Origin of the sequence: Pseudomonas sp. FDAARGOS_761, assembly GCF_013343155.1 — a bacterium.
Classification (GTDB): domain Bacteria; phylum Pseudomonadota; class Gammaproteobacteria; order Pseudomonadales; family Pseudomonadaceae; genus Pseudomonas; species Pseudomonas aeruginosa.
Genome location: NZ_CP054572.1, coordinates 1,565,845 through 1,592,205, shown reverse-complemented (window position 1 = coordinate 1,592,205; position 26,361 = coordinate 1,565,845). Strand labels below are relative to the sequence as shown.

General features: G+C 66.2%; 21 protein-coding genes. 8 read left to right on the top strand and 13 right to left on the bottom strand.

Annotated features, from left to right (window positions below; translation table 11 throughout):
- The first annotated feature begins 81 nt into the window (after nucleotides 1–81).
- A complete protein-coding gene (locus FOC67_RS07585; RefSeq protein ID WP_003133268.1) occupies nucleotides 82–1,275 on the top strand; it encodes an MFS transporter in 1,194 nt (397 codons plus the stop codon).
- Here the strand turns inward: FOC67_RS07585 and FOC67_RS07580 are convergent.
- From FOC67_RS07580 to aphA, 3 genes are all read right to left on the bottom strand, one after another.
- Nucleotides 1,235–2,146: a DMT family transporter gene (locus FOC67_RS07580; RefSeq protein ID WP_003082945.1), complete on the bottom strand. Its 912-nt coding sequence runs from the start codon at nucleotides 2,144–2,146 to the stop codon at nucleotides 1,235–1,237. The genes FOC67_RS07585 and FOC67_RS07580 overlap by 41 nt on opposite strands.
- A gap of 195 nt (nucleotides 2,147–2,341) precedes the next feature.
- Nucleotides 2,342–3,433: an extracellular solute-binding protein gene (locus FOC67_RS07575; protein WP_003140299.1), complete on the bottom strand. Its 1,092-nt coding sequence runs from the start codon at nucleotides 3,431–3,433 to the stop codon at nucleotides 2,342–2,344.
- A gap of 10 nt (nucleotides 3,434–3,443) precedes the next feature.
- Nucleotides 3,444–4,484, bottom strand: coding sequence for an acetylpolyamine amidohydrolase AphA (gene aphA / locus FOC67_RS07570; protein ID WP_003082940.1), 1,041 nt, complete (start codon nucleotides 4,482–4,484; stop codon nucleotides 3,444–3,446).
- Nucleotides 4,485–4,693: 209 nt separating this feature from the next.
- Between aphA and FOC67_RS07565 the strand changes: the two genes are divergently transcribed.
- From FOC67_RS07565 to FOC67_RS07555, 3 genes are all read left to right on the top strand, one after another.
- A complete protein-coding gene (locus FOC67_RS07565; RefSeq protein WP_003124946.1) occupies nucleotides 4,694–7,117 on the top strand; it encodes a DUF3772 domain-containing protein in 2,424 nt (807 codons plus the stop codon).
- A gap of 66 nt (nucleotides 7,118–7,183) precedes the next feature.
- Nucleotides 7,184–8,125: a class I SAM-dependent methyltransferase gene (locus FOC67_RS07560; protein WP_003086994.1), complete on the top strand. Its 942-nt coding sequence runs from the start codon at nucleotides 7,184–7,186 to the stop codon at nucleotides 8,123–8,125.
- Nucleotides 8,126–8,160: 35 nt separating this feature from the next.
- A complete protein-coding gene (locus tag FOC67_RS07555) occupies nucleotides 8,161–8,919 on the top strand; it encodes a nucleotidyltransferase domain-containing protein (protein WP_009314813.1) in 759 nt (252 codons plus the stop codon).
- A gap of 19 nt (nucleotides 8,920–8,938) precedes the next feature.
- On the opposite strand, the gene FOC67_RS07550 is transcribed toward FOC67_RS07555, so the two are convergent.
- On the bottom strand, nucleotides 8,939–10,531 hold the full coding sequence (locus FOC67_RS07550; RefSeq protein WP_083842317.1) for a DEAD/DEAH box helicase: 1,593 nt from the start codon (nucleotides 10,529–10,531) through the stop codon (nucleotides 8,939–8,941).
- A gap of 533 nt (nucleotides 10,532–11,064) precedes the next feature.
- Between FOC67_RS07550 and FOC67_RS07545 the strand changes: the two genes are divergently transcribed.
- The gene (locus FOC67_RS07545) at nucleotides 11,065–11,292 is read left to right on the top strand and encodes a hypothetical protein (protein ID WP_003082927.1); all 228 of its coding nucleotides are present in this window, start codon (nucleotides 11,065–11,067) and stop codon (nucleotides 11,290–11,292) included.
- Between the two features lie 131 nt (nucleotides 11,293–11,423).
- Here FOC67_RS07545 and FOC67_RS07540 read toward each other — a convergent pair whose 3' ends face one another.
- Nucleotides 11,424–12,056 carry a TetR family transcriptional regulator gene (locus FOC67_RS07540; RefSeq protein WP_009314815.1) on the bottom strand — a complete coding sequence of 211 codons (633 nt, stop codon included), beginning with the start codon at nucleotides 12,054–12,056 and terminating at the stop codon, nucleotides 11,424–11,426.
- A gap of 92 nt (nucleotides 12,057–12,148) precedes the next feature.
- Here FOC67_RS07540 and FOC67_RS07535 point away from each other — a divergent pair, with 92 nt between their 5' ends.
- Together FOC67_RS07535 and FOC67_RS07530 are read left to right on the top strand one after the other, a co-directional pair.
- Nucleotides 12,149–12,814 carry an O-methyltransferase gene (locus tag FOC67_RS07535; protein WP_009314816.1) on the top strand — a complete coding sequence of 222 codons (666 nt, stop codon included), beginning with the start codon at nucleotides 12,149–12,151 and terminating at the stop codon, nucleotides 12,812–12,814.
- A 77-nt stretch (nucleotides 12,815–12,891) separates the two neighbouring features.
- Nucleotides 12,892–13,296: an ester cyclase gene (locus FOC67_RS07530; RefSeq protein WP_003086989.1), complete on the top strand. Its 405-nt coding sequence runs from the start codon at nucleotides 12,892–12,894 to the stop codon at nucleotides 13,294–13,296.
- Between the two features lie 27 nt (nucleotides 13,297–13,323).
- On the opposite strand, the gene FOC67_RS07525 is transcribed toward FOC67_RS07530, so the two are convergent.
- Nucleotides 13,324–16,611: a carboxyl transferase domain-containing protein gene (locus tag FOC67_RS07525; protein ID WP_009314817.1), complete on the bottom strand. Its 3,288-nt coding sequence runs from the start codon at nucleotides 16,609–16,611 to the stop codon at nucleotides 13,324–13,326.
- A 204-nt stretch (nucleotides 16,612–16,815) separates the two neighbouring features.
- Here FOC67_RS07525 and FOC67_RS07520 point away from each other — a divergent pair, with 204 nt between their 5' ends.
- Nucleotides 16,816–17,736, top strand: a complete 921-nt coding sequence (locus FOC67_RS07520) for a LysR family transcriptional regulator (protein ID WP_003122963.1) — start codon at nucleotides 16,816–16,818, stop codon at nucleotides 17,734–17,736.
- A 15-nt stretch (nucleotides 17,737–17,751) separates the two neighbouring features.
- Here the strand turns inward: FOC67_RS07520 and FOC67_RS07515 are convergent, their stop codons facing one another.
- The 7 genes from FOC67_RS07515 to FOC67_RS07485 all read right to left on the bottom strand — a co-directional run bounded on the left by FOC67_RS07515 (nucleotide 17,752) and on the right by FOC67_RS07485 (nucleotide 26,285).
- Nucleotides 17,752–18,093: a hypothetical protein gene (locus tag FOC67_RS07515; RefSeq protein ID WP_003086981.1), complete on the bottom strand. Its 342-nt coding sequence runs from the start codon at nucleotides 18,091–18,093 to the stop codon at nucleotides 17,752–17,754.
- A gap of 379 nt (nucleotides 18,094–18,472) precedes the next feature.
- Nucleotides 18,473–20,710 (bottom strand): lipase, encoded by a 2,238-nt coding sequence (locus tag FOC67_RS07510; RefSeq protein WP_009314819.1) that lies wholly within the window; start codon nucleotides 20,708–20,710, stop codon nucleotides 18,473–18,475.
- Nucleotides 20,707–21,498 carry a hypothetical protein gene (locus FOC67_RS07505; RefSeq protein WP_009314820.1) on the bottom strand — a complete coding sequence of 264 codons (792 nt, stop codon included), beginning with the start codon at nucleotides 21,496–21,498 and terminating at the stop codon, nucleotides 20,707–20,709. The genes FOC67_RS07510 and FOC67_RS07505 overlap by 4 nt, the downstream gene beginning before the upstream one ends.
- A 143-nt stretch (nucleotides 21,499–21,641) precedes the next feature.
- Complete coding sequence (locus tag FOC67_RS07500; RefSeq protein ID WP_009314822.1) at nucleotides 21,642–22,433, bottom strand: hypothetical protein; 792 nt, start codon at nucleotides 22,431–22,433, stop codon at nucleotides 21,642–21,644.
- Nucleotides 22,434–22,576: 143 nt separating this feature from the next.
- Nucleotides 22,577–23,368, bottom strand: a complete 792-nt coding sequence (locus FOC67_RS07495; RefSeq protein WP_009314824.1) for a hypothetical protein — start codon at nucleotides 23,366–23,368, stop codon at nucleotides 22,577–22,579.
- Nucleotides 23,365–24,213: a DUF4123 domain-containing protein gene (locus FOC67_RS07490; RefSeq protein WP_009314825.1), complete on the bottom strand. Its 849-nt coding sequence runs from the start codon at nucleotides 24,211–24,213 to the stop codon at nucleotides 23,365–23,367. The genes FOC67_RS07495 and FOC67_RS07490 overlap by 4 nt, the downstream gene beginning before the upstream one ends.
- Nucleotides 24,210–26,285 (bottom strand): type VI secretion system tip protein VgrG, encoded by a 2,076-nt coding sequence (locus FOC67_RS07485; RefSeq protein WP_009314826.1) that lies wholly within the window; start codon nucleotides 26,283–26,285, stop codon nucleotides 24,210–24,212. Before FOC67_RS07485 ends, FOC67_RS07490 begins: the two co-directional genes overlap by 4 nt.
- Between the last annotated feature and the right edge of the window lie 76 nt (nucleotides 26,286–26,361).

The following is a 26,361-nucleotide window of genomic DNA, read 5'->3' as shown; positions in this document are numbered from 1 at the left end:
AGTAATTCACGATTATTCATTTTTACAGAATTGCCGCAAGGCCTAACCTGCTGCCATTCATCCCCCGGCAGGAATCCGCACATGTCCCGTGATTTTCTTCGTTCGCCGCTGGTCGGCCTGCTCGCCTGCCTGCTGGCGCTGGTGGTCGCCATGGGGGTCGGGCGCTTCTCCCTGACCCCGCAACTGCCGCACCTGATCCGCGAAGGCCAGCTCGACCTGACCGGCGCCGGCCTGCTGGCCGCCGCCAACTACCTCGGCTACCTGGTCGGCGCGCTGGACGCGCTGTTCGCCCGCGAAGCGCGGCAGGCGCGCTTGCGCCTGCTGGTCGGGCTATGGGCCTGCTTCGGCCTGACCCTGGCCTCGGTCTGGGCCGAGGGCTTCTGGCCGCACGCGCTGCTGCGCTTCGGTCTTGGCGTAGCCAGCGCCTGGGTCCTGATCATGGTCACCGCCCTCAGCCAGCGCCTCGCCGCGGAAAGCGGCCGGGCCCGGCTGGGCGCGCTGGTGTTCGCCGGCCCCGGCATCGGGGTGATGGTCACCGGCCTGCTGGCGGCATTGGGCAACGCCCTGGGCCAGGACTCGGTGTTCATCTGGAAGCTCTTCGCCGACCTCGCGCTGGTCCTGATCCTCATGCTCCTGCCGCTGCTGCCGCGCCCGGCCGCACGCAGCGCCGGCCACGACGCGCCTGCAACGGCAAGCGAGAACGCCGGCCTCGGCCGCCTGACCTGGGCCTACGGACTGGTCGGCCTCGGCTACATCATCCCGGCCACCTTTCTCTCGCAGATGGCCGCGGCGCGTTTCCACGGGCAATGGCAGGCCGATCTGTTCTGGCCCTGCTTCGGCCTGGCCTCGGCCACCGGGGTAGTGCTGATCAGCCTGCGCCGGCAGCGCCCGGACGGCACCCGCCGCTGGCTGGTCGGCGCGCTCTGGCTACAGGCCCTCGGCGTGCTCGCCTGCCTGCTGCCGGGGATCGGCGGACTGGCCCTGGGGGTAGTGCTGACCGGCCTGCCGTTCCTCGCCGGCATGCAACTGGTGATGCAATACGCCCGCGAACTGGCGCCACATACGCCGCAGCGCAACGCCGGCCAACTGACCACCGGTTTCGCCCTCGGCCAGTTGCTCGGCCCGCTGCTGGCGGCGCTCAGCACGCATTTCGCCGGCGGCCTGCAACCGGCGCTGGCGCTCGCCGGGCTCGGCCTGGTCTTCGCCGGCCTGCTGTTGCGCCGGTCGCACTCGCTCAGCGTCGCAGCAGGCGTCGCAGCCACTGCTCGCCGCTGACCAGGGTGATGCCGGCGAGGACCAGCGCCGCGCCGGCGACGAAGTTCAGGCTGAGCGGCTCGCCCAGCAGCAATACGCCGAAGGTGACGCCGAACAGGGGGGTCATGAAGGAGAAGATCGCCAGGTTGTTCGCCAGGTAGCGACGCAGCAGCCAGAACCAGCAGAAGTAGCTGGCGAACGACACCACCACGCCCTGGAACAGCACGCTGGCGGTGCTCACCGGGGTCCAGCGGACCTCGCCGAACTGGCCGCTGAAAAGAGCGATCAGCAATAGCCCGGCGCATGCCACGAACAATTGGTAGAACAGCGTCAGGCTTGGCGGTGCCTCGGACAGCCGGGTGCCGCGCACTGCCACCGTGGTCGCGCCCCAGGACATCCCGGCGAGCAGGCCGAAAGCGTCGCCGAGCAGCATCCGCCCATCCATTTCCGCCCACGACAGGCCTCCGCCGAAGGCCACCGCTATGCCGCCGAAGCACACCGCCACGCCCAGCCACTGCAAGGGCCGCAGGCGTTCGCTGGGAAGCAGGAAGTGCAGCCCGAGGGCAGAGAAGATCGGCGCGGTATAGAGGAACACCGACATGTGCGAAGCCGTGGTGTATTGCAGGCCGAGGGCGATGAACAGGAACTCCAGGGCGAACAGCGTGCCGGTCAGCAGGCCGGCGCCCAGGGTGCCCTGGCGCAAGCCCTCCCAGCCGCCGCGCCAGCACATCAGCAGGCCGACCAGGGCGGCGGCGATGCCGGAACGGATGGCCGCCTGCATCACCGGCGCGATGTCCGTCGCCGCCCACTTGATGGTCACCTGCTGGATGCCCCAGATCACGCAGAGCAACAGCATCGTCTGGAAGGCGAAGGCATCGGCGGACTTACGCATGGCGGACTCACAGGCAGGCATGGAAGGAAGCGGCCGCCAGCGGCGACCGTCGGGCAGCGCCATTATGGACAAGCCGGCGCGCCCGGTCGAAGCCTGGAAGCGACCTCCAGCGGGTCGTGGGCGGCGGTTCCGGCCTGCTTGCCTGGCCTGGGGGACGCTATCCGTCCTGCGAACCCGCCATCTGGCCGCGGCCGCTCACTTGCCGGTCTTGATCCTGCTCCAGGTCCGCGTGCGCAGCCGCTCCAGCTTCGGCGGCAGCATCTCCACCGAATACAGCCTGGCCTGCACTTCTTCCGGCGGGTAGACGTTCGGATTGTCGCGCAACTCCGCCGAGATCAAACCGTCCGCCGCCTTGTTCGGGTTGGCGTAGGCCACGTAGTCGGAGATCGGCGCCACCACCTCCGGGCGCAGCAGGTAATTGAGGAAGGCGTGCGCCTGCTCGACGTTCTTCGCGTCGCGCGGAATCGCCAGCACGTCGAACCAGGCCGCGGCGCCCTCCTTCGGAATGCGGTACTCGATGCGTATGCCGTTCTTCGCTTCCCTGGCCCGGTTGGCCGCCTGCATCGCTCCGCCGGACCAGGCGATGGCCACGCAGACGTTGCCGTTGGCCAGGTCGCTGACGAACTTCGAGGAACTGAAGTAGGTGATGTACGGGCGCAGCTTCGCCAGGTGCTCCTCGGCTCGGCGGTAGTCTTCCGGCTGGTGGCTGTTGGGCGACAGGCCGAGATAGTGCAGCACCTCGGGGATCACCTCGGTGGGCGAGTCGAGGAAGGCCACGCCGCACTGTTGCAGCTTCGCCAGGTTCTCCGGCTTGAACACCAGGTCCCAGGAGTCCAGCGGCGCATCGTCGCCGAGCACCGCGCGGACCTTGTCGAGGTTGTAGGCGATGCCGTTGGTGCCCCACATGTAGGGCATCACGTAGCGGTTGCCGGGGTCCTTGCCGGCAAGCACCTTGAGCAGGGCCGGGTTGAGGTTCTTCCAGTTCGGCAGCTTGCTCTTGTCCAGCGGCTGGAACACCTCGGCCTTCAGGTAGTTGGGCAGGAAGCTGTCGCTGGGCACCACCAGGTCGTAGCCGGAATGCCCGGACAGCAGCTTGGCCTCGAGCACCTCGTTGCTGTCGTAGACGTCGTACTTCGGCGCGATGCCGGTCTGCGCCTGGAAGTTCTTCAGGGTGTCCGGGGCGATGTAGTCGAACCAGTTGTAGATCCGTACTTCCGGCGCGGCCTGGACCAGCCCGGCGGAAACGGCCAGCGCGAGGCCGGCCAGCAGCTTGCGAGTCGATTGCATGCTTCGCTCCTCAGCGGGCCGCGCCTTCGTAGCCCTGCAGCACGTTGACCGCGTTGATGCCGATGGCTTCCACCGCATAGCCGCCTTCCATGATGAACAGGGTCGGCAGGCCCAGCCGGGCGATGCGCTCGCCCATCCGCAGGTAGTCCGGCGAATCCAGCTTGAACTGGGAGATCGGGTCTTCCTTGTAGGTGTCCACGCCAAGGGAAATCACCAGAGCATCCGGGGCGTAGCCGGCGATCCGCACGCAGGCGTCGTCGAGCGCCGCCGACCAGAGGTCCCAGCCGCTGCCATGGGCCAGCGGATAGTTGTGGTTGCAGCCCTCGCCGGCGCCTTCGCCGCGCTCGTCGGCGTAGCCGAGGAAGTACGGGTATTCGACCCGCGGATCGCCATGGATCGAGGCGAACAGCACGTCGTCGCGGCGGTAGAAGATATCCTGGGTGCCGTTGCCATGGTGATAGTCGACATCGAGGATCGCCACGCGCCGGGCGCCCTGGTCGAGGAACGCCTGGGTGGCGATGGCGGCATTGTTGAGGAAGCAGTAGCCGCCCATGAAGTCGCCACCGGCGTGATGGCCCGGCGGACGGCAGAGAGCGAAGGCGCTGCGGGCGCCCTGGCGCATATGCTCCTGGGCGGTCAGCGCGACCTGGGCGGAGCTGTAGATGGCCTGCCAGGTGCCGGCGGTGATCGGCGCCTCGGTGTCGAAGCTGTAGTAGCCCAGCTCGCCCATCAGCGCCGTGGGGATCGGCCCGTCGCGGCGCAGGCGGCGGCCGGGGAAGGTGGTGGACACCAGGTCGCCGCTGTGGCCTTCGGCGGTCCAGCGGGCCCAGGCGCCCTGGAGGAAGTCCAGGTAGGCGGCGTCGTGGATGCGCAGCAGCGGCTCGCGGCCGAAATCCTTCGGCGCGATCACCTCGCCAAGGTTCTGCGACTTCACCCGGGCCAGCACGGTGTCGGCCCGGCTGGGCATTTCGAAACAGGGTTGCAGCTTGCCGTCGACCAGTTCCGACTGGCCGAAGTGCAGACGATGATCGTCGCTGTAGACGCTCAGCATGGAGAGACCTCGCAGGTTTCTTGTTCTTGGTGGAGGGATTCTGCCCAGCGCGCGGTCGCGGCAAAACGGCGGCGGCGGCCAAAAAGGGATCGATATGGCCAGAATACATGTCCCTTTAGCGCCGCCTGGCGATTATCGACGCGGGGAATTACTCGGCGCCCGCACCGGTCCATACTGCTTGAGCCAGTCAGGATCGAAAGGGGGATTCGATGAGGCGCGCCAGCCTGCATATGTTGCTCTGCCAGTTCGCCATGGCCCTGGGCCTGCTCCTGAGCCTGGGCAGCGAGGCCTGGGCCGCCAGGCCGGCTCCGCAGGCGGCCGTCGACCTGGAAGCGCCGGCCGCCCTGGCCGAGGACGCCAGCCTCGACCAGCTCAACGCGCAACTCGACCTGATCCGCCAGCGCGTCACCGCCGACGCCAGCGACGACCTCCTCGCCGAGTTGCGCCAGAGCGCGCTGCAAGTCCAGCGCCAGGCCGACGCCCTGCTCGCGCTGCGGGTGGCCGACATCGAGCGGCTCGACGATCAGTTGAAAGTGATCGGCCCGCCGCAGCCCGACGAGGCGGAAAGCCTCGCCGCCCAGCGCCAGGCCCTGACCCGGCAGAAGAACGCCCTGCTCGACGACGAACGCCAGGCCACCCAGCTCGGCCAGTCGTCCCGCGACCTGGCGGCACAGATCGTCAACCTGCGCCGCAGCCTGTTCAACTCGCAGATCAGCAGCCGCGCGGCGACACCGTTCAGCCCGAGCTTCTGGTCGACCCTGATCCGTCCCACCGACGACGACCTGCGCCGGCTGGACAAGCTGAAGGCGGAGGCCCTGGTCGCCTTCGACAGCGCCATCGCGCCCGGACACCGCTGGGCCTTCGCCGGAACCCTGCTGGCCACCGTGCTGGTCTGGAGCTTCGGCCGCCGCCTGCTGGAGCGCATGCTTACCTGGGCGATGATCCGCTGGCTGCCGGAAGGCCGCCTGCGGCGCAGCGCCCTGGCCCTGGCGGTCGGGCTGGCGACCATCCTGACCATCGTCGGCGCGGTGTCGCTGATGCGCTGGGGCCTGGAAAGCAACGCCAGCCTGAGCCCCGACATGGCCAGCCTGACCGATCAACTGGTGAGCCTGGCGACCTTCTGCGCCTTCATCGCCGGCCTCGGCCGCGCCCTGCTGATGCTGCCGCGACCATCCTGGCGGCTGCCGGCGATCCCGGACAGGATCGCCAGCGCCCTCGGCCCGTTCCCGGCGATCCTCGCAGTGGCGCTGATGCTGGTGGCCACCGAGGAACGGATCAACAGCGTCACCGGCACCAGCCTGGCCCTGACCGTCGCCCTCAACGGCCTGACCGCGCTGGTCACCGCGCTGATCTTCGCCGCCGCCCTGCTGCGCTACCACCATGTGCGGCGCAAGCACGACCTGGAGCGGCCAGGCGGGATCGCCGGGCTGATCCCCTTCGTCGCCTCGGTATGGATCGCGGCGATCCTCCTCGCCCTGTTCACCGGCTACCTGTCGCTGGCCTACTTCCTCACCGGCAAGCTGCTGTGGATCAGCGTGATCGCGGCCACCACCTACCTGCTGATCGCTTTCTTCGGCGACATCTGCGAAACCCTGCTCTCGCCCAAGCACCCCAGCGGCCTGGCGCTGGCCAATGCGCTCGGCCTGTCGCCGCGCCACCAGGCCCAGGCCAGCACGGTGCTGGCCGGGGTCGGCCGCACCCTGCTGCTGCTCACCGCGCTGCTGCTGGCCTTCCTTCCGGTCGGCTCGAGCCCCAGCGAACTGCTGCAGGGCTTCGCCCAACTGGGCGAAAGCAGCAAGACCCTGGGCAACCTGAACATCGTCCCGCAGGACATCCTGGTCGCCCTGCTGCTGTTCGTCGGCGGCCTGTTCGCCCTGCGCATCGTCAAGCGCTGGCTGAGCGAGCGGTTGCTGCCGGAAACCAACATGGACGCCGGCATGCGCGCCTCGCTGGTGACCCTGGTCGGCTACCTCGGCTTCGTGCTCCTGGCGATGCTGGTGATGTCCACCCTGCGCATCAACCTGACCAGCCTGACCTGGGTGGTCAGCGCCCTCTCGGTAGGCATCGGCTTCGGCCTGCAGGCCATCGTGCAGAACTTCATTTCCGGCCTGATCCTGCTGACCGAGCGGCCGGTGAAGGTCGGCGACTGGGTCAGCCTGGGCGGGGTCGAGGGCGATATCCGGCGGATCAACGTGCGCGCCACCGAGATCCAGATGGGCGACCGCTCCACGGTGATCGTGCCGAACTCGCAGTTCATCTCCCAGACCGTGCGCAACGTGACCATGGGCAATGCCCTCGGGGTGGTCGGGGTGAACCTGACCCTGCCGCTGGACACCGACGCGATGAAGGTCCGCGAACTGCTCTTGCAGGCCTTCGCCGAGCACCCGGCGATCCTCGACGCACCGGCGCCCTCGGTGACGTTCAAGGATCTCGCCAGCAACGGCCTGGTGCTCAACGCCAGCGGCTTCGTCAACAGCCCGCGTTCGGTGGCCGGCGCGCGCAGCGACCTGCTCTTCACCATCCTCGACCGCTTGCGCAGCGAAGGCATCGCGCTGTCCTCGCCACAGAGCCTGCTGATGATCCAGGATGGCGGCCCGGCCAGCGCCGCGCCTGCGCCCGCGACGCCCGATTGAAGCGAAGGGGCGGACTGTCCGTCACGCAACGGGTAGAATCCGCCCCTTTTTCAACGCCGAACCGTCATGAATCGCGAAGCCCTCGATACCCTCCTCCAGCACCTGCTCGCCGCGCTGTCCCCGGCGCCGGCGGAGACCCGCCGTCTGTTCCATGGTCGCGGCCGCTGCTGGCCGGGCCTGGAACAATTGACCGCGGACTGGCTGCAGGGCGTCCTGCTGGTGACTCTGTTCAAGGAGCCGCAGCCGGAGGAACTGGAGGCCTTGCGTCGGACCCTGGGGCAACTGACCACGGCGCCGGCCTGGGCTGCGAGCCAGGGCCGGCACCTGGTCCTGCAGCACCGCTACCGCCCAGACAGCGCCTGCGAATGGCTGTCGGGCGAGCCGCTGGAAACCTGGGACATCGTGGAAAACGGACTGCGCTTCCGCCTCGACCTGGGACGCAACCAGAACACCGGGCTATTCCTCGACATGCGCCTGGGCCGCCGCTGGGTGCAGGAGCAGGCCGCCGGCCGCCGCGTGCTCAACCTGTTCGCCTACACCTGCGGCTTCTCGGTGGCGGCCATTGCCGGCGGCGCCAGCCAGGTGGTCAACCTGGACATGGCCCGCGGCCCGCTCAACCGCGGCCGCGACAATCACCGCCTGAACGGCCACGACCTCGGCCGGGTGAGCTTCCTCGGCCACGAACTGTTCAAGTCCTGGGGCAAGCTGCGCAAGCTCGGCCCGTACGACCTGGTGATCGTCGATCCGCCGAGCTTCCAGAAGGGCAGCTTCGTCCTGACCCAGGACTACCGCAGGATCCTCCGCCGCCTGCCGGAACTGCTGGTGCCCGGCGGCACCCTGCTGGCCTGTATCAACGACCCGGCCATCGGCCCCGACTTCCTCCTCGAGGAAACCGCCCGCGAGGCGCCGTCGCTGCACTTCGTCGAACGCCTGGAGAATCCGCCGGAGTTCCCCGATGTCGACCCCGCGGCGGGCCTCAAGGCGCTGCTGTTCCGCAACGCAGGCTGATCGACGCGCGGGCGGCGTGTCGCTAGGCTGTCGCCATGGACATGCCCGAGGGCTTCATCCCCCTGCCGCCACGCGTCGAACCGCAGGCGGCCTTTCGCCCCCTGCTCGACGACCTACGCCGGACCCTGGCCCGGCCTCCGTTCGAGCGGGCCTTGCACAGCGTCTACCTGTACGGCAGCGTCGCCCGCGACGAGGCCAACGCGGGGCGCTCCGACCTCGACCTGACCCTGGTCCTGCGCGACCCGCCCAGCCCCGAACTGGCCGCGCAACTGGAAACCGCGCGCCTGGCATTGCAGGCGCGCCACCCGGAAGTCAGCAAGATCGATTTCGATATCGGCCACCTGGACCAGGCCCGCGATCCGGCCAACCGCGATAGCTGGGGCTATTGGCTCAAGCACCGCTGCCGCTGCCTGTGGGGCGAAGACCTGGCCAGCGCCCTGCCGCCCTTGCGTCCGGCGAAAGCCATCGCCCTGGCCCTCAACGGCGACTATGCGCAGGTGCTGGAAGACTATGCGCGACGCCTGGAAAGCGCGTCCTCGGAGGAGGAGCGCCGCCGCCTGCAACGGGAAGCGGCGAAGAAGCTGATCCGCTCCAGCGACATCCTTCGCGGGGAGACGGAAAGCGCCTGGCCGGAAACCCTGGAGCATTACCTGGCGCTGTTTCGCGCGCGGCACCCCGGACAGGCGCCGGCCCTGGAATATTTCAAGGCCGTGCTGGACGGCCAGGTCACCGACCCGGCGGTGTTCATCGAGCGCCTGCGCGCATTCAGCGCCTGGATGCAGCGCCAGGCGTAGCCCGCCGAGACGGTCGTCCTCAGCGTCGGGCCAACAGGGCCGTGGCGCCCTGCGCCTTGCGCGTGTACCAGAGCACCCGGCTGACGCCACGGGTGATCGCCACGTAGGCCAGGCGCAGGCTTTCGTCCTCCATGGCCTGGTCGTAACTGTTGCGGAAGAAGCCCGATGCCGCGTACAGCGCGTTGCGCAACGGATGCTTCTCGCCCGGCAGGCAGTCGTCGACGACGATCGCCACTTCGGCCTGGAGGCCCTTGGCGCGATGGATGGTCATGCCCTTCACCGGCAGCGCGCGATCCAACTCCGCCTGGATCGCCTGCAACGGCTCGTTGCGCCGGCTCAACAACAGCACCGCGGTGCGCTCGCTGCTCTCGCGAGCGGCGGCGTGCTCGCACTGGGCGCGGATTTCCGCCAGTAGCTTCGGCAGTTGCGCACGCAGGTCGAAACGCTGCACCAGCTTCACGCCATGGTCGCCCGGCTGGATCGGGCGGAACACGCGGCAGGTCTTGTCCTGCTTGAAACGCACCCCGGCCAGCACCTTCTCGCCGTCGCGAATGATCGGTTCGACGGAGCGGTAGTTGGTTTCCAGCACCAGCAGCGCGCTCTTGCGTCCCCGCCCACGCGAGGGGAAGTGCCGGTCGAAGTCGATGAACAGCTCCGGCGAACTGCCGCGCCAGCCGTAGATTGACTGCCAGTCGTCGCCGATGGCCATCAGGCTCGGCGCGGTGCCCTGGGTCGCCAGGCGACGGTGCAACGCCTGTAGCCAGAGGACGATCTGCGGCGAGACATCCTGGAACTCGTCGATCAGCAGATGGGTGAACGGCGCCAATGCCGTTTCCGCCAGGGCCCCGCCGGCCATCCGCTCGCCGAGCTGCTGGAACGCGGCGTCGAAGGTCATCAGGCCCTCCTCGCGCAACAGTGCCTGGAACCTCGCCCAGAACAGTGCCATGGCTTCGACGAAAATCTTCTCGCGCAGCCCGCATTCCAGCTTGCCGCTGTCCAGGCGTTCGACGCACAGGCCCAGGCTCTCGGCGAACCCGGCCTGGGCATGGAAGGCTTCGTACAGCGGCAGCGCCTGGAACTCGCCGGCCAGCTTGAACGGCTCCAGCGGCGCCTTCGGCTGCCGCCGCGCGCCCTCTTCCGGCTCCGCCGGAGGCGGCAGTTCCAGCAGCTTGTGGGTCTTGGCGCGGAACGCCAGGCTTTCCGCGTAGCACTGCTGGTAGGCCTGCTTCAGCAGGCGCTGCTGGGCCGGACGCAGGCGTCCGGCGGCAAGGGGGTTGTCCGGCTCGGCGGCGGGGTCGCGGTCGTCCAGTTGTTCGAACCAGCGCGGATTGCCGAGCACCTCGCGGGCCAGGCTGCCGAGCGCCGAATGGAAAGTGCGCACGCACTGCCGCGCCTGGGCCGCGTCGAACGGGTATTGCCAATGGGCGAGCACGCGCAGCAATTGTTCGCGCAACTGCGCGCAGGAGGCGTTGGTGAAGGAAATCACCGTCAGCCGCTGCGGCTCGACGCCCAGGTGGCAGAGCATGAACACCACCCGCAGGACCAGGGTGGTCGACTTGCCCGAGCCGGCACCGGCAAAGATCCGCGCCAGCGGCTGGCGGCAGAGGATCATCGCCCACTGTTCCTCGGACGGCGGGCTGACCACGCCGAGCGTCGCGGCCTGCGCCACCTGCTCGCGCATGGCGCGCTCCTGGGATTCGTCGACCTTCAGTGCGGCAGCCGGATAGATTCCCTGCGGCGCGCGCCGCGAGGCGGCAGCGGGCTTGCGCGGGGTCCCCCGAACGGCGCCTTTCGCAGGCTTGCCGGCGGCCTTGGCCGGAGCCTTCGCGGCGTTCTTCCTGGAGCGGGCCTTGGCCGGCTGCAACAAGGCTTCGCGGGCCTCGCGCTCGGCCTGCAGGTAGGCGGTGGTACGCGGGAAACAACGCGCCAGGGCGCTGGAGAGCATCGACTTGTAGCGCCGTACGGCAGACAGCATCGGGGACCGGTCCAGACAAAGCATGTGGCTGAATCATAAGTGTTTTCCGCCCTCGGCCGACAGTCGGACGGGGACCGCCCATCGCGCCAGGGCAACCCTTGCGCGACCGCGCCGGTCTACCCTTCGGGCCCTGCCGGCCTGCCAACTCAGCGAAAACAAGGAGCCTACCCATGAGCGATTGGGCAATCACCTACAGCAAGGACGAAGCCACCGAGCGTCAAGTCCTGCCGTTCCCCCACAAGCCGAGCCCCGAAGAGGTCGCCGAGCACCTGCTGGAATGGGCCGAGGCCAACCTCAAGCCGGGCCACTACAGCACCGGCAAGCTGGAAAGCGACGAGCCGGCGGAACTGCTGCTGCGCCGCTTCGGCATCGTCGTTACCGGCATCGCCGAAGCCTGATCCCTCCCGCGACCGGCAGGCGCCGGTCGCTTCCGCCGATACGCGCCTGCCCCGCCAAGCCTACGAACGCGCCAGCCGCATACCTGGGACCGCTGGGCCAAGCGACGGTTTTGCTCCGGCCACACGGCACCTCAGCGCTCGCCAAGGGCGGCGAGATAGGCGCAGAGCATATCGGCCAGGGCCTCGGCGTAACGCTCGATCTCCGCCTCGCTGCGTGGCTGTTCGGAGAACTGCTTGCCGACCGCGCCGAGGGTGGTGGTGAGCAAGTCGCCGGCCAGGCCGCGCTCGGCCTCGGCGACCTCCGGCAAGGCCTCCCGGAGAAACGCCTGGAACACCCGCGCGCCCTCCGCCTTCACCTCCCGCGCCTCGTCGGCGTCGCGATACAGCGGCGCCGCGTCGCTCAGCGCCACGCGTATCGCCGCCTCTTCGCACTCCGAGCGCACGAATGCCAGCACCAGCCGGCGCAAGCGCTCCAGCGGCGGCCGGGCGGTGTCCTCGAGGATCTCGCCGAGCAGACGCGTGGTGCGCCGCCACTCGTCGCTTTGCAGGCGGAAGAGGATCGCCGCCTTGTTCGGGAAATACTGGTACAGCGAACCGATGCTCACCCCGGCGCGCTCCGCCACCCGCGCGGTGGTGAAACGTTGCGCGCCTTCGCTGGCCAGAACCTGAACAGCCGCCTCCAGGATGCTCGCCACCAGTTCGCTGGAACGGGCCTGCTGCGGCTGCTTGCGCGAGGAAATACGCGGGTTTCGCTTGTCGCTCATGGAAGGCTCCGGAATGCGAATGGCGGAATGCGATGAATCCGTCGCATTCTAGGTCCACGCACTTACGCGCTCAAACATTCCCGGAGCCATCCATGAATACCCTCACCAACGCCCCGCTCGCCGATCTCCTGCAACGCCTGTTCGCCGAAGCCGAGGCCAGCGCACCGGGCGACAGTCCCGCCCTCGCCGACCTCTCGGAGGCCGAGCTGAAACGCCTCATGGGCAGCAAGACCGAATACCGCGAGCTCTACGGTCGCCTGAAGGACCTGGCCCTGCCCGTCTCCCGCGAAACCGGCAGCCTGCTCTACATGCTGGCGCGCAGCAGCTCGGCGCGCAGCATCGTCGAGTTCGGCACGTCCTTCGGTCTGTCCACCCTGCACCTCGCCGCAGCGCTGCGGGACAACGGCGGTGGCCGCCTGATCGGCAGCGAGTTCGAACCCTCCAAGGCCGAGCGGGCACGGCGCAACCTGGCCGCCGGGGGGCTGCTCGACCTGGTGGAACTGCGCGAGGGCGACGCCCTGCAAACCCTCGCCAAGGACCTGCCGGACAGCATCGACCTGGTCCTGCTGGACGGCGCCAAGGCGCTCTACCCGGAGGTCCTCGCCCTGCTGGAAAGCCGCCTGCGCCCCGGCGCGCTGGTGATCGCCGACAACGCCGAGCATAGTCCCGAGTATCTGGCCCATGTCCGCTCGCCGGCCAACGGCTACCTGTCGACGCCCTTCGCCGAGGATGTCGAGCTGTCCATGCGCCTGGGCTGAAGCCTAGCGACTGACGGCGTCTCGCGGGTTTGCTAGGGTCTGGCTCATGCCGCCCGGACAGCTCGAAGGAGACCCGCATGACCCGTGACCGACTCGCCGAGCGCTATCGCGCCTACATCGACTGCCTGAACCGCCAGGACTGGGCGCGCCTGGGCGACTTCGTCCATGACCGGGTGCGCTACAACGACGTGCAGATCGGACTCGACGGCTACCTGCGGATGCTCGAAGGCGACTTCCTGGCAATCCCCGACCTGCGCTTCGAGATCGAACGCCTGCTCGTCGATCCGCCGGGCGTCGCCTGCCGTCTGCACTTCGACTGCACACCCAGCGGCCGGCTGTTCGGCATCCCGGTCAACGGCCAACGGGTACGCTTCGCCGAGAACGTCTTCTACGAATTCGAAGACGAGCGCATCGCCGGCGTCTGGTCGGTGATCGACAAGGCGGCGGTCGCCGCGCAGGTTCAGGCGACGCCGTCGTCCTGAGGCGCCAGGGCACTGCGGGCCGACCATCTACCAGGTATCCACGAACGGCCGCTTGCGCCCCGCCCTCGGCGCCGGTTCTCCAGCGACGGCCAGGCCGCGCAGGAGCCAGGCGCGGGTCTCCGCCGGGTCGATCACCGCGTCGATCTCCAGGTAGCTGGCCATGTTCAGCGCCTTGCCGTTGCGGTAGGCCTTGTCCACCATGCCGCGGAACAGCGCCTCGCGCCGCTGGGGGTCTTCCTCGGCCGCCAGCTCCTTGGCGAAGCCCAGCCGCACCGCGCCTTCCAGGCCCATGGCGCCGAACTCGCCGCTGGGCCAGGCGACGGTGAACAGCGGCGAATGGAAGCTGCCCGCCGCCATGGCCTGGGCACCCAGTCCGTAGCCCTTGCGCAGGACCACGGTGAAGAACGGCACCGTCAGGCTGGCGGCGCTGACGAACATCCGCGAGACGTGGCGCACCGTGGCCTGTTTTTCCGCCTCCGGGCCGACCATGAAGCCAGGGGTGTCGCAGAGCGAGACGATCGGGATGTCGAAGGCGTCGCACAACTGCATGAAGCGCGCGGCCTTGTCGCCGGCCGCGGCATCGATGGCGCCGCCGAGATGGCCAGGGTTGTTGGCGATCAGGCCGAACGCCCGGCCCTCGATGCGCAGCAGCGCGGTGACCAGGCCGGGAGCGAACTGGCGCCGCAGTTCCAGCACGCTGCCCCGGTCGGCCAGGACCTCGATCGCCTGGCGGATGTCGTAGGCACGCAGGCGGTTCTCCGGTACCAGGTGGCGCAACTCGCGCTGGTCGGCGCAACTCCAGTCGGGCAGCGGGCCCTGGAAATAGCCGAGGTAGCGCCTGGCCACCGCGACCGCTTCGGCCTCGTCCGCCACCAGTACGTCGATCACTCCGTTGGGCCCCTGCACGCCCGTCGGACCGACCTCCTCGGCGGCGAAACGGCCCAGGCCGCCGCCCTCGATCATCGCCGGGCCGGCCATGCCGATGGTGGCGTCGCGGGTGGCGATGATCACATCGCAGCAGCCCAGCAACGCGGCATTGCCGGCGAAGCAGCGACCGGAGACCACTCCCACCAGCGGCACCAGCCCGGAGAGCCGGGCCATGCCGACGAAGGTATGGCAATCGAGGCCGGCGACGCCGACGAAATCGGTATCGCCCGGGCGCCCGCCGCCGCCCTCGGCGAACAGCACCAGCGGCAAGCGCCACTGTTCGGCCAGGCCGAGCAGGCGGTCGGTCTTCTTGTGGTTCATCACCCCCTGGGTGCCGGCGAACACCGTGTAGTCGTAGGCCAGTACCAGGCAACGCGCGGCCTGCACGCCGAAGCTGGCGGCCCCCACCGTACCGGTGCCGGCGACCAGGCCATCGGCGGGGCTCAGCTCCAGCAACTCCTCGGCGGAGCGCCGGCGACGCTGGGCGGCCAGGGCGAAACCGCCATATTCGCTGAAGCTGCCCTCGCCCAGCAGGTCGAGCACGTTCTCCCGCGCGGTACGCTGTCCGGTCTTGCGCCGCCTGGCCAGCGCCTGCGGACGACGCTCGTCGCCCAGCGCTGCCTGGCGCTCGAGTACCTCGGCGAGATCGGCGCGGATATGCGCCAGGTCCAGCGCCTGTTCGGTCGGTGCCTGCTCGTCGTCATCCTCCGTCGGTTCGAGGAACAGCAGCGTCGCGCCCTCCTCCAGAGGCTCCCCGAGGCTCGCCGCGAGCCGCCGGACGATACCGCCGCCGGGTGCCTTGACCTCGAACTCCATCTTCATCGCTTCCAGGATCGCGACCCGCTGGCCGGCACGCACCCGTTCGCCCTCGGCCACTTCCAGGGCCACCAGCACCCCGCTGCTCGGCGCAGGCAGCGGCAGGCTGCCGAGTGGCGCCTCGACCCGCGCAGGCGCTGCGTCCTCGGCGAGCGGGCACTCGGCGCGGAGCCGCGGATGGCTCGCCGGGATAGGCGCCAGCAGTGTCTCCAGGTGGCTTTCGACGAAGCGGGTGTCGACCCGGTTGGCCTGTACCGCCGGATGCAGCAGAAGGTTGCGCAGCAGATCCAGGTTGCTCGCCACGCCCTCCAGGCAGAATTCGCAGAGCGCCCGGTAGGCCCGGCGCAACGCGGCGGGATAATCCGCACCGCGCACGACCAGCTTGGCCAGCAGCGAATCGTAGCTGGGGCTGACCCGATAGCCGGCATAGCCGTAGCCGTCCACCCGCAGGCCGGGACCGCTGGGCGGTTCGTAGGCGCCGATAGTGCCCACCGCCGGACGGGCGCTGCCGTCGGCCGCCAGGGTCTCCAGGTTGATCCGCAGTTGCACCGCGCAGCCGCCGATCGCCGGCGGTCGCTCCAGGCCGAGGGCGGCAAGCTCCATACCGGCGGCGAGACGCAACTGGGCGTGCAGCAGGTCGACCCCGGTGACTTCCTCGGTGACGGTATGCTCCACCTGGATGCGCGGATTGGCTTCCATGAAATAGAAGCGCCCGGGGCGCTCCTCGTCGACCAGGAACTCGAAGGTACCGATCCCCCGATAGCGCACCGCGCCGGCCATGCGCAGGGCGCAATCGATCAGCGCCTCGCGGGTGGCCTCCGGCAGGTCCGGGCTGGGCGCGATCTCCAGCAGTTTCTGCTGGCGCCGTTGCAGGCTGCAATCGCGCTCCCAGAGGTGGCTGACCGCACCGCTGCCGTCGCCGAGCACCTGTACCTCGATGTGCCGGGCCCGCGCCACCCGTTGCTCGACGTATAACTCGTCCCGGCCGAACGCCGCCTGCGCCTCGGCACGGCAGCGGCGGTAGGCATCGGCCAGTTGCGCGACCTCCTCCACTGCACGCATGCCACGTCCGCCGCCGCCGGCAAGAGCCTTGAGCATCACCGCGGCGCCATCGCCCAGCCCTTCCAGGAACGCTTCGGCCTCTTCGACGCTGACCGCGCGGTTGATCCCGGCCACCAGCGGCACCTCCAGGCGCTCGGCCAGGGCACGCGCGGCAGCCTTGTCGCCGAACAGGTCGAGCACTTCCGCTTGCGGCCCGACGAAGTGGATGCCCGCGCGCTGGCAGCGCCGGGCGAATTCGCCGTTCTCGGCGAGGAAACCGTAGCCCGGATGGATCGCCTCGCAGCCCTGCTCCAGGGCCAGCGCGACCAGCCGATCCATGTCGAGATAGGCCGCCACGCCACGGCCGGCCAGCGGCAGCGCGACATCGGCCTTGCGCACGTGCAGGGAAGCGGCATCGTCCTCGGCGAACACCGCCACCGAGCGGATACCCAGGTCGGCGCAGGCGCGAGCGATGCGAATGGCGATCTCGCCGCGGTTGGCGATCAGCAAGGCGTTGAAGGGAGCGGTCACGGCAGGTTCTCCGGGGAGCGGGTCAGGCGGCCGGCGAAAGGAGCTGGCCCGGCGGCGCGTTGGTCATCGTCGCAGGCATCTTAGGCAGCCGAAGGAAGCGGCAGAACTGAGGCTTATTCATCGCCATCCATGAAGCCTATGCATGGTTCTATCGGCGAGCATGCCTGCTAGGCTGGCGCCTTCCCCAGACAGGCGCGCGCAAACATGAATCAGCCACATGAATGGTCGCCCCTCAGCCGTTTCGATCTGAACCTGTTCCGGGTCTTCGAAGTGGTCTATCGAGAACGCAACCTGACCCGCGCGGCGGGCCTCCTGCATCTCAGCCAGTCGGCCGTCAGCCACGCCCTGGCGCGCCTGCGCGACCAGCTCGGCGACCCGCTGTTCGTCCGCCAGGGGCGCGGGGTTGCGCCGACGCCGCTGGCCGAGCGACTGGCGCCGGGCATCCATGACGCCCTCGCCGGCCTGCACCGCAGCATGAATCGCTGCCAGACATTCGACCCTCGGCGCGACGCGCGGACCTTCCAGTTGAACATGCCGGAGCAACTGGAGCCGCTGGTGCTCCCGGCGATCCTCGACCACCTGCGCCAGGCCGCGCCGCGCATCGAGATACGCTGCAACAGCCTGCACTGGGCGGACCTGAAGGCGGAACTGGGCGCCGGACGCATCGACCTCGCCATCGAGATCGCCCGGCCCACCGACGCCGCCCTGCGCCGCCAGCACCTGCTCGACGATAGCCTGTGCGTGATGGCCGGGCCGGGCTTCGCCGGCGAACTGAGTGCGGAGGAGTACCTGGCGGCGGACCATGTCGCGGTGACCTCGCGGCGACGCGGCATCTGCATCGAAGACCTGGCCCTCGGCCACCTCGGCCTGACCCGCCAGGTGCGCCAGCGCTGCCAGCACTATCTGTCGGCGGCGTTGCTGGTGGCCCAGGGCGGCTACCTGCTGACCCTGACCCGAGGCTACGCCGAACTGATCAACCGCGGCCTGGGCAACCGCCTGCTACCGATGCCGCTGGCCCTGCCAGCGGTGACTCTGAATCTCTACTGGTCGCGCCAGGCCGACGACGAAGCCGGCAGCCTCTGGCTGCGCGGCGAACTGGCGGAGCTGGCGACGCGCCTGCGCTGAGCGCGGGCGCTGCGACTAGGGCTTCGCCGCCTTGGCGCGGGCCTTCTGCAGCCACTGCCCGGCCTTCGCCGAACACTCCGTGACATAGGTCGTATCGATCGCGCAGCGCTCCCCGGTGGCCTTGAGCAGGTAGGCGGCATCGGCTACCTCGTAGTCGGTGTGCCGGCGCGGCGTACCCTTCGCCTGGGATTCGCGTTCGTCCTCGCGGATGTCGCAGTACAGCGCATTGCTGCGGGCGAACAGTTCAAGGCACTCGGCATCCTTGCCCAGCAACGGGTTGGCGCTGTCCTCGGCGGACTTGGAGCAGCCGCCGAGCAGCAGGCAGGCGCAGGCGATCGTGGCAAGCGGGCTACGCATGTGTCCGTTTCCTTGGCCATGGAGAGAGCGCCATTAAAACAGCCCCGGCGCCTCGGCGCATCCGCCATCGCCTCAGAGCCGCTCCCGCGCGGCAAGCCGTGCCCAGCCAGCCATTTCTCCCAGCGGCAGATGGCGGCCGAGCGGCTAGCCTGTCCGATGGTCCTCGGCCTGGAGATGCCCCACAAGCCACGCCTGCTGCGCTTCTTCACCGCGCTTCAAACCGATGCCCTGAAAGACGGGCGTCGCCAGCACGTGTCGGTATTGCGCGAACGTCGCTACAACGCGCGCCTGCCCATGTGGCTTGGAACAGGTCCCAGGCAAAAAGCCGAGGGGAGGCGGATATGGATAGAGCTCTCGATAGGGTTTGTTTGACTCCGCTCTATCCAAGCGTATCGATATCCAGATCGAACACCGCTCCAGGGGCATGGCCGCCTACCAGGGTAGCGATCGCGCGCTCATTGCTGTCGGCATCCGGCGGGGCCATCGCGAGTTGTTCATGCGAGCGATTGAACGAGTGCGCCAGCCAGCGCTCCAGGCTCACCGCCAGCGCCTCGGGCCGCTCGGCAACCCGGCCGTAGACCTTGGCCTCGCTGACACGCTCGACGCTCAATGCTTTCAGTCGCACAGCGGTCTGTTGCAACCTGCCGATTTCAGCGCGCAATGGCCCCATTATCTGTTGTTCCCTGGCAGAACCGTAGGCCGCAGCCTCCTTTTCCCGCAACTGCGCCTTGAAGTCCTGCAGCGCTTCCCCGACCCGCTCATACTCGGTCGGAGTCACCACGGTGCGGCCTTCCTCCAAGGCCTCTTGCGCACGGCGCAAGGAAGCCCAGCAATGCGGAATGTAGCTGGCGACCATCTTGTGATCGGCATTATCCAGCATCTGCCGCAGCAGCCCGCCTCGCTCCGGCAAGCCATTCCTTGCAGCCAGTGCCTTGGCGCAAACCGCCGCGCCGCCGCGCTCGGTAATGCTTTCGCAGCCGGGCGTCCACAGGATCGCGGACTTGTGGCCATCGGCAAACGACACGGGCATGAAATGACGCAGTTTGCCGTGGTGCGTGTAAGGCTCGCCGACGATGTTGACGGGACTCAGGAGCACCACCGCCCCTCCGATGGCGGGGTTGAAGAGCATCAGCAGGACGCCCGCCCCCGACATGCGCCAGGACGTTTTCATCCAAGCCGCCGGGACACTGGGCACCGGATCGTTCTGGTTGACCATGCGGTGATGCACCAGAGGCCTGGCGTTTTCCACGAAGGTCTTGTCGCCTACGCGCGGGCTGCCGTAGGTGTAGAGCACGATTTGATATTTCTCCGGTCTTTGCCGCAACATCTCGGCGATCAGCAGCGCAACTGCGCCACCAAGGCTGTGACCGGTGATCAACAGCTTCTGCCCGCTGTAGAACTTATCCAGGTAGGTTGTAAAAAAATTGAAGGCCACCTTGGCCGACTCGTAAAAGCCGTTGTGTACCTTGCCGCTGGTTTCCTCGAACGGCGTCTGCGCAGCATCCACATCGCGCAGAACGTCAGCCATACTCGCGGTGCCGCGTACCACCAGCAGGATCAGCTCATCATTGTGGGTGATATAGGCTTGCGTATCGGTACCACCCCTTGTATCCGAGTCATCCAAGTAGTGGAGCCTGGCCGGATGTTCCTGATCCACCCCAAGCTCGGGGCTGTTCACTTCGGGGTAAAGTTCGGGGTCGAACGGTACGACCTCCAGGCGCCTGGAGTAGGCCACATCTTCATACAGGGGGTAATAAGCCTTCCCGCCGGCCTGAGTTGCGTCCACTTGCCACAGCTCATCGGACCTGGCCAGGGCATCGCCGAACCAGTTGCCGACGCTGGGTTGCGCCGGAAAGCTCACGCTGTCAGTTTCCACCGGTTGCGTATCGGGTTCCTGGCCAAACGGGCTATAGCTCAGGGTCGACATCAGCGCCAACTGGTACAGGTTGAGGTAGCAGAACGCTTCGCCCGTGGACAGGAGCGGACTCAGCGCCCGCAAGGGGCGCACCTCCAGCACATGGTGCCGGTTCGGCAACAGCGCGATACCGCGAACCCGGGGAGGCCTGGGAGCAAATCCCAACTCCGCCATGGCGGCCGAGGGACGGCGCATCAGCGCATGCACCTGGTGCCGAGGCGGAAAGAACCGGGGCGCCAGGGGCGGAAGATGGGCCCGGTGCTCCACCAGTTCGCTCACTTCGACCTGGCAGAAAGAATCGGCCTGGCCTTGGGCGGGGTTGGACCGGGTGCGGTCGCCGTCAGGGTTGACAAAGCGGGTCTTCTCGGCACGCACTTGCAGTTCAGTGATGGGGAGCGGGTAATGTGGCCTCTTTTGTAAAAACGTGTAGCTCTTCTCACTCCCTTGATAGGCTTGAGCGAGCTTAAGAACGACCGGCCCGCAATAGTGACGATTGATTCGGCCTGTCCCTGTTTCGTCCAGAACACCAAGGTAGACAACTTCCTCAGAATCGCTGACTTCATAGGCCAGACCGGCATAGGGGCTGCCATCCCCCCGCTCATCCACCAATTGAAAGCTGGTCGAGTGAGTGCGACGCGGGCAGGCATGGATACGTTCACTGAAGAACGGCTTTTCCCACTCCTCCATCGGCCCAGGGGTCATGGGGTCACCGCCTTGTTTTCCGTACAGCCGGGATAGAGGGTGCAGTTGCGTCCATCCGGCATTCTGAAGGAGCTGAAGTCCTTATAGTTTCCATAGCAAAATGCGTATTGATCTTCAAAATTATCACCCAAGCAGCGTTTCCACCCTCCAGGTACCTTGACCCACGTGTCGCCGATAGCTGGCAGCTCTTCGTCAGCCAGCTTGATCCTCAACCTCACCGTCTTGCCGGGCAGTTGGTCCAGGGTGTAAGCCACGAAAGGTTTCGCTTTGCGCCGTACACCCGTCTCATCCATCCTTTTGCAATCGAGGAGCTTTCTCAGAACACGGGTCTTCCCGGCTGTACGAAACAGCCACTGGCATTGCCCGGCAAACTCGCTTTCCCCGGCCGCATTGAAAGTGCCCTTTTTCACCTCGACCAGCTTGTCTCGTACGACGATCAGGGCCGAGTCACGCCCGAAGTCCCCCCTAGCCTTGCCGTACCAGCCATAGATATAGAAATCGATGCTCTGCAGTACCAGAGGGCAGCCGCTGACCGTGCGACGTAACAAAATCTTCGAATCACGTTTGTACTTTTCCCGGCCCGAGTTGTAGCCAATTTTGGTATCCCGCCTACCCGGCACTGTGCAAGTCTCACCTTTGGCCGGGACATAGGCCGCCGTGGCTTCGTAAGTAAACTCAGGTGGCAGGTCCGCCGTAACGGTAAAACTGTTGGACTTGCCCAAGGCAGTGCAGCCCTGGGCCAGCGCAAGGCAACTGGCAAGGGTCATGTTTTTAAGGGTGCGGTTCATCTGGAGGCGTCTCCTTGCCAATAACTGCAGTCTTGGACGTTATTCGTCCACGGGTTGAAAGTTGCTGGAGCGCGAGCGCAGTGGGCAGGTATGGATACGCTCAGCGAAGAACGGCTTTTCCCATTCCTCCATCAGACCAAGAGTCATGGGGTCACCGCCTTGTTTTCCGTACAACCGGGATAGAGGGTGCAACTGCGTCCATCCGGCATTCTGAAGGTGCTGAAGTCCTTGTAGTTTCCGTAGCAGAATGCATATTGATCTTCAAACCCTTTCCCCATACAGCGCTTCCACCCACCAGGGACCTTGACCCAGGTATCCTTCATATAGGGGCGCTCTTCATCAGCCAACTTGATCCTCAACTTCACCGTCTTGCCGGGCAGTTGATCCAGGGTGTAAGCCACGAAAGGTTTCGCTTTGCGCCGTACGCCCGTCTCATCCATCCTTTTGCAATCGAGGATTTTTACGATACGGCGCAATTTTCCTACCGTGCGGAATAGAAACTGGCACTGCCCGGAGAACTCACTTTCCCCGGCGGCATTAAAAGTACCCTTTTTCACTTCGACCAGCTTTTCGCGCACGGCAATCATTGCTGAGTCTCGCCCGAAATCCCCCCAGTCCTTGCCATACCAACCGTATACATAAAAATAGATGTTCTGCAGTACCAAGGGGCAGCCACTGACCGTACGGCGTAACAATATCTTCGAATCCCGTTCATATTTTTCCCGCCCCGAGTTGTAGCCAATTTGGGTATCCTTCCCCCCCGGCACCGTGCAGGTTTCACCGTTGGCCGGCACATAAGTTGCCGTGGCTTCGTAAGTGAACTCAGGTGGCAGGTCCGCCGTAACGGTAAAACTGTTGGACGTGCCCAGGGCAGTACAGCCCTGGGCCAGCGCAAGGCAACTGGCAAGGGTCATGTTTTTAAGGGTGCGGTTCATATGGAGGCGTCTCCTTGCCAATAACTGCAGTCTTGGACGTTATTCGTCCACGGGTTGAAAGTTGCTGGAGTGCGAGCGCAGCGGGCAGGTATGGATACGCTCAGCGAAGAGCGGCTTATCCCACTCCTCCATCGGCCCAAGAGTCATGGGGTCACCGCCTTGTTTTCCGTACAGCCTGGGTAGATGGTGCAGTTGCGCCCATCCGGCATTCTGAAGGTGCTGAAATCCTTGTAGTTGCCGTTGCAATAGGCTCTTTGATCGTCAAAACTCTCGCCCATGCAGCGCTTCCAACCACCGGGCACTTTGATCCAAGTGTCGCCCCACCCCGGCCTCTCTTCGTCAGCCAGCTTGATCCTCAACTTCACCGTCTTGCCGAGCAGTTGGTCCAGGGTGTAGGCCACGAAAGGTTTCGCTTTGCGCCGTACACCCGTCTCATCCATCCTTTTGCAATCGAGGAGCTTTCTCAGAACACGGGTCTTCCCGGCTGTACGAAACAGCCACTGGCACTGCCCGGCAAACTCGCTTTCCCCGGCCGCATTGAAAGTGCCTTTTTTCACCTCGACCAGCTTGTCTCGTACGACGATCAGGGCCGAGTCACGCCCGAAATCCCTCCAACTCTTGCCATACCAGCCATAGATATAGAAATCGATGTTTTGCAGTACCAAAGGGCAGCCACTGACCGTACGACGTAACAATATCTTCGAATCCCGTTCATATTTTTCCCGCCCCGAGTTGTAGCCAATTTGCGTATCCTTTCCCCCCGGCACCGTGCAGGTTTCACCGTTGGCCGGCACATAAGTCGCCGTGGCTTCGTAAGTGAACTCAGGTGGCAGGTCCGCCGTAACGGTAAAACTGTTGGACGTGCCCAGGGCAGTGCAGCCCTGGGCCAGCGCAAGGCAACTGGCAAGGGTCATGTTTTTAAGGGTGCGGATCATACGGGGGCGTCTCCTTGCCAGAACCGCACCTCCTGATACACACGCTCGAAATGCGTCGTGGGGGTTTCGTCAGGCAGGGGTGACCAGGACCTGGGCAGGGCGTCATCCGATGCGAACAGGCGTTGAAGCAGTAGAAAGCGGATCTGTTCAGGCGCCCGCCAGCCCCATGTGCGGGCCAGTTCCAACTGCGCCCGAAGCCAGGCGTCGGCATCCCGCTGCCCGGCCAATTCCGCAAACGGCTCCGTCCACTCGGCAATCAGGTAGCGCCAGGCGTTGTCGAACTGAATACCTGCCGCCGTCTCCGAAGCCGTGGGGACAACGAGCCACGCCGGTTCGGCCGGCACGGGATGGTCGCCAGGGGCGGGGTTGTCGGCATGGAGCCATCGCCCGGCCAGCCAGTAGCACGCGCTGGAGATCGGTCCCAGGAACGCCGGGCGCTGCTCCGGCTGCAGGTGTGCCAGGGCGCGACCCAGCACGCGACTGTCGTGAAAGCGATAAAGCGCCTGGTTCGGCCGCTCGCCCGTTACCAGGCGAGTGCGCCAATGCCGGGCCAGCGACTCCAGATCACTGCTCACGCTGCTGGCCAGCCAGCCCCAATGACGTTCGGGCGACTTGAGCAACGCCTGAATGACCGGATGGTCCAGCGCATCGAGCCGGAACAGGTAGGGACCTATCGCCGCCAGCGAACTGGCGGGCGTACCGCTATACAGATTGCCGTACTGATGGGGTTCGCGCCCTTCGAGCAAGGCATCGCGCTCGTCGAGCTGGCCATCGGAGTCCAGTACCAGGTACAGGTATCGGCCCAGCTCGCCTTGTTTCTGCAGCCATTGTTCGGCCGTGGTCATGCGGCACCTCCAACACGGCACAGTCCATCGCGACAGATTTCGCAGAGCGGGCAGAAGTCCGCGGCGCGTTGCCTGGCGGCAGCCACGAGAGGCAGCGAATTGGCGACGACGGTCTGTGCTGCTTCGGCCAGAGCCTGGAGTGCCTGCTGCGGTGCGATGCCGGCCATCGGGGCTCCGCCCTGCACGATCGGCACGCTGCTGAAAATCCCTGCGGAGTTGATGACGATATGCTGTCCACCGGCCTTGAGTGTCAGGTTCACGCCGGCATCGACTAGCACATTGGTGGCGGTGACGCGGGCCTGTGATCCGGCTTGCACGACCCAGGTGCCGTCCACGGCGATGCTGCCGGCGCCGCTGATGGAAAGCAGTTCGTTGCCGCCGATCCGGGTGTGGCGCTCACCCTGGGTGGTATGCAGCTCATCGCCCTTGATCAGGCTGGAACTGTTCATGTTCACCTGCTCAAAGCGGTCGTTTTCGACCAGGCTGCGGCTGTCCCGGCTTATCCGTTCGTGACGGTCATTGCCGATGCTGGTGTGACTGTCGTTGAGGATCAGTTGCTCGATATCGCGCTGCGCGCGCAGGAAGATCTTTTCCTGGCCTGCCCGGTCTTCGATCGAAAGTTCGTTGTAACCGCCGCTGTTCGGCGTACTTCGGCTACGCAATACGGTTCTGCTTTTGTTCGCCGGCAGCGCGTAGGGCACAGGCGTGGTCTTGTTCGGCACGACACCGGTAATCAACGGGCGGTCCGGGTTGCCTTCAAGGAAGCTCACCACCACTTCCATGCCAACGCGCGGGATGGTCACCGCGCCGAAACGCTCGCCTGCCCAACTGGAAGCAACCCGCAGCCAGCAACTGCTTTTGTCGCTTCCCAGTTCCCGTCTGTCCCAATGCAGTTCGACCTTCACCCGCCCGTATTCATCACAGAAGATTTCCTCGTCGGCCGGACCGGTGACCCGAGCGGTCTGGCACCCCGGCAGGGGCCGGCGCGTCAGCAGCGGCGGCCGGAAAAACACATCCCATGGAATGGCGGTGAAGGTATTGCGATAACCCTGGGTGAAGCGGTCTTCTGCCTGGCTATCCCCGGTCACGGACTCTTCGAGTGACTGGGGTTGCCGACCAGAGTGCGTGACGCTCAGCAACAACCACAGTTCGTTGCATGTCTTGCGCGGATGTTCGGTCAGCTTGAAGAAGTGACCGCTGCGCAACGTCGGCTGATCGCTCTGGCCTTCGGCCAACTGGTAATCGACACGATGCCGTTCCAGAGCCTGTCTGGCCAACACCTGTCCACGCTCCAGCGTGGTGATCGGCGAAGGATAACGATAGTCCTCGAGGGCCGGCTCGAACTCCGCGGTGAACTGGCTTTCCAGCAACAGGCTTGGCCGCTTCAGGTCGTAGTCGCGGCGAGTCACCTTGCTGGTGCGGGAACTGAAACGCTGGGAAAACCGATTGACCACCGGATGATCGGCGACCGTCCCAGTATCCTGGCGGTATGGCGTACATCCCAGCAAGGGGAACCAGGCCTGGTCCTCGGTGAACACCAGCAGGTGATTCTCCGCTGAATGCTGGTGGTGCCAAGCGATGCCGTCCTCGGCACACAGCCGCTGGATGAAATCGAAATCACTTTCACCGTACTGGGTGCAGTATTCGCGTTCCGGGCTGGTGTGGACATTGAAGACGTAGACATCAGGCTGGATACCATGGCCTGCCAGCACCTGTGCGATGATCTGCGGTACTGTCAGGTGCTGGAAAATGCGCTGGTTGAAGCTGAACTGCAGGTAGTGCAATACCGGCACCAGGGTCAGGTGATAGCGCGCCAGGCGCCTACCGGCTTCGCCCACGTACACGTCTTCGATATGCCCATGGATCCCTTCGCCGCTCAGGCCGAACTGGAGAAACGCCGGTTGACCGAGCAAACCCTCTAGGTCGAAATCGGGGTTCTCGCTAACCAGTTCGATACGGAGGGCATACAGGGTGCTGATGGCTTCGGTGCCATCGAAAGCCAGTACCTTGAAGTCATTGCGTACGGAGGGGATCGATAGCGCAAAGTGCGCACTATTGGCTGGCGCGAACATTTTGCTTTTCCTTAAGCTGGACAGCGCACTTGTAAAAATGCAGCTGCGCGGGCATGGAGCGAGGACTCTAGCAAGT